Genomic DNA, 3,063 nt, shown 5'->3' with positions numbered 1-3,063 from the left:
ACCCAGGCGTTTCTGGGCCTCCGCGATCGGCAGCGTCTCGCGCTCGCCGCTCCGGCGGTTCTTGATCTCGACCTCGCCGCTAGCCACCCCGCGCGGTCCGACGATCACCTGCCAGGGCAGGCCGATCAGGTCGGCGGTTGCGAACTTGCCGCCCGGCCGCTGGTCGGTGTCGTCATAAAGCACGTCCTTGCCGGCCGAGGTCAGCGCTGCGTAGAGCTCGTCGCAGACGCGGTCGCATTCGGCGTCGCCGACCTTCATGTTGATCAGACCGATATCGAACGGCGCGACCGCTTCCGGCCAAATGATGCCGTTCTCGTCATGGCTCGCCTCGATGATCGCCGCGACCAGCCGCGACGGGCCGATGCCGTAGGAGCCGCCCGAAGCATAATGGTCCTTGCCGTCGGGACCGGTGACCTTCGCGTTCATCGGCTTCGAATACTTCTCGCCGAAATGGAAGATATGGCCGACCTCGATGCCGCGCGCCGAGAGCCTCTCGCCTTCGGGCACCTTCTCCCATGCCGCTTCGTCATGCATCTCGTCGGTGGCGGCGTAAGGAGTCGTCCATTTCGTCACGATGCCGCCGATCTCGGCATCGTTGGAAAAGTTCGTGTCCGCGTCGGGCACGTCGAGCGACAGATAGGCGCGGTCGCAAAACACCTGGCTCTCGCCGGTCTCGGCCAGGATGATGAACTCGTGGCTGAGGTCACCGCCGATCGGGCCGGTATCGGCGCGCATCGGAATGGCCTGCAGGCCCATGCGCGTGAACGTCCTCAAGTATGAGACGAACATGCGGTTATAGGCGGCTCTGGCGCCTTCAAAATCGAGATCGAAGGAGTAAGCGTCCTTCATCAGGAACTCGCGCGAGCGCATCACGCCGAAGCGGGGGCGCACCTCGTCGCGGAACTTCCACTGGATGTGATAGAGGTTGAGCGGCAGGTCCTTGTAGGACTTGACGTAGGCGCGGAAGATCTCGGTGACCATTTCCTCATTGGTCGGACCATAGAGCATGTCGCGGTCCTGCCGGTCCTTGATGCGCAGCATCTCCTTGCCGTAGTCATTGTAACGGCCGCTCTCGCGCCACAGATCCGCCGACTGGATCGTGGGCATCAGGATTTCCAGCGCGCCGGCTCGGTTCTGCTCCTCGCGGATGATCTGGCAGACCTTGTCCAGCACGCGCTTGCCGAGCGGCAGCCAGGAGAAGCTGCCCTGCCCCTGCTGGCGGATCATGCCGGCGCGCAGCATCAGCCGATGCGAGACGATTTCGGCCTCACGGGGGTTTTCTTTGAGAATGGGCAGGAAGTAGCGCGACAAACGCATGGAGTGGTCCGTGAATGAAAAAATGGCGGCGCGGGGAATCGGCGCAACCGAGGCTGCTTGCCCGGGCTTCATAGCCATTTCATGACCGAATGGAAACCCGAGCGCTCCAAAGTGTTGCGGCGTTCTGCGGATGATCAAAAGGGCCCGTTTTGGCCACCAAAGTGCCGCATCTGGCCTTTTGATCGATTCACAAGCAAGCCCTGCCCCACTATTGTGCAGTGCAGCACGATATTGCCTATTTGGGGGCAAAATTCTTCGTGACATTTTCACCTGCCTTGGTCTAGTGTGCGCCGATAACCGAGAGGGCGGAGAAAAATCTGCTCTCCTACGCGGTCAAAGTCTTGGGAGGATGCGATCTAGGCGCGGTTACTCGCTGCCGCCGGACACCGGAAACAGATCGGACGCGTTTAAATTGCAAGGCCTCGTGCCTTGCATTTTTTTTGTGCAATCATCTGCTTAGCACCACGACCTGCCAAACAGCATTATCCTGCGCCAGCCCTTGAAATCGGAAGCCGGCTTCCAATTTCAACCAGCACGGGCGCGGGTTGATCAATACTTGCGGAACTGTTCAGGGCGCTAGCGGCCGGCGGTATGAGTAAAGTCCGGCACGATGTGCGGAATGTCGTCGAAGCCGAAGCCGAGCCCCCTTGTCAGGCCGTAGAAAATGCCGATCACGATCGCGGTGACGACCGTCGTGCGGATCGCCGCGCGCAGCATGTGCGGTCCCTTCGGCGCGCTCGAGACCGTGCCGAGCGTCACGTCCTTGTCCTCATCCTGGGTGCGCAGGCTGAACGGCAGCACCGCAAACAGCACCAGCCACCAGGTGACGAAGAACAGTGCGACAAAGGAAACCCAGTTCATGCCTGCTCCAATTCCACCAGCGTGCCGAAGAAATCCTTGGGATGCAGGAACAGCACAGGCTTGCCATGCGCGCCGATCTTCGGATTGCCGTCGCCGAGCACACGCGCGCCGCTTGCTTTGAGCTGGTCGCGCGCGGCGAGGATATCGTCGACCTCGTAGCAGACATGATGCATGCCGCCCGACGGGTTCTTCGCGAGGAAGGCTGCGATCGGTGAAGCGTCGCCCAGCGGCTCCAGCAGCTCGATCTTGGTGTTGCCGACATCGACGAACACAACCGTGACGCCATGTTCCGGCAGCGCCTGCGGCTCGCTCAGCCGAGCGCCCAGCGTATCGCGATACGCAGCTGTCGCCGCAGCCAGGTTCGGCACGGCAAGCGCGACATGATTTAGGCGTCCGAGCATAAGCGCTCCGAAAGTTAGGGGAGTAGGGGGGTAGGAAAAACTCCGAGCTATTTGCTCTTCCCTACTCCCTTATTCCCGTACTCCCCTACTTCCTTATCTAGTGACAAACACCGTCACCAGCGGCTTCTTGCCCCAGGCTTCGTTGGCGGCGCCGCGGACGGCGCGGCGCACGGCCTCCTGCACAAGGTCGAGGTCTTTTCTGCGCTGGCGGGGGATCGAGTCCACCGCGCCGATTGCCGCATCGAGCATCAGGTCCTCTAGCGTCTCGCCGCTGGCATCGGCCTCGGCGACGCCGATCGCCACCAGATCGGGATCGCCGGCTAGCTCGTATTTCTCGTCGAGCACGACGTTGACCGCAACATGTCCGGCATAGGACAGCTTGCGCCGGTCGCGTATGCCCATCGCCTGATCGGTGCCGATCAAGTATCCATCCTTGTAGAGGCGGCCGAACGGCACCTGGTCGATGATCGTGGCCGGACCGGGC

At 61.8% G+C, this 3,063-nt stretch carries 3 protein-coding genes and 1 pseudogene; all 4 read right to left on the bottom strand.

The window, feature by feature from the left end:
• Nucleotides 1-1,317, bottom strand: a 1,317-nt coding sequence (gene proS, locus EOA32_RS35665; protein WP_128374186.1) for a proline--tRNA ligase, incomplete at its 3' end; no start/stop codon positions are given.
• Nucleotides 1,318-1,893: 576 nt separating this feature from the next.
• Nucleotides 1,894-2,178: a DUF1467 family protein gene (locus EOA32_RS35660; RefSeq protein WP_067001240.1), complete on the bottom strand. Its 285-nt coding sequence runs from the start codon at nucleotides 2,176-2,178 to the stop codon at nucleotides 1,894-1,896.
• On the bottom strand, nucleotides 2,175-2,579 hold the full coding sequence (gene mce / locus EOA32_RS35655; protein WP_128374185.1) for a methylmalonyl-CoA epimerase: 405 nt from the start codon (nucleotides 2,577-2,579) through the stop codon (nucleotides 2,175-2,177). Before mce ends, EOA32_RS35660 begins: the two co-directional genes overlap by 4 nt.
• Nucleotides 2,580-2,672: 93 nt before the next feature.
• A pseudogene (locus tag EOA32_RS35650) lies at nucleotides 2,673-3,063 on the bottom strand (MBL fold metallo-hydrolase); the annotation flags it as partial.

It is taken from the genome of Mesorhizobium sp. M1A.F.Ca.ET.072.01.1.1 (assembly GCF_004023325.1).
Taxonomy (GTDB): domain Bacteria; phylum Pseudomonadota; class Alphaproteobacteria; order Rhizobiales; family Rhizobiaceae; genus Mesorhizobium.
Note: the sequence above shows the minus strand (reverse complement) of the source record. Positions and strands in the feature narration are given on the sequence as shown.

What these genes read in the sequence shown, in the direction of transcription:
- EOA32_RS35660 (WP_067001240.1), bottom strand. Translation starts at nt 2,178, where the DNA reads ATGAACTGGGTTTCCTTTGTCGCACTGTTCTTCGTCACCTGGTGGCTG.
- mce (WP_128374185.1), bottom strand. Translation starts at nt 2,579, where the DNA reads ATGCTCGGACGCCTAAATCATGTCGCGCTTGCCGTGCCGAACCTGGCT.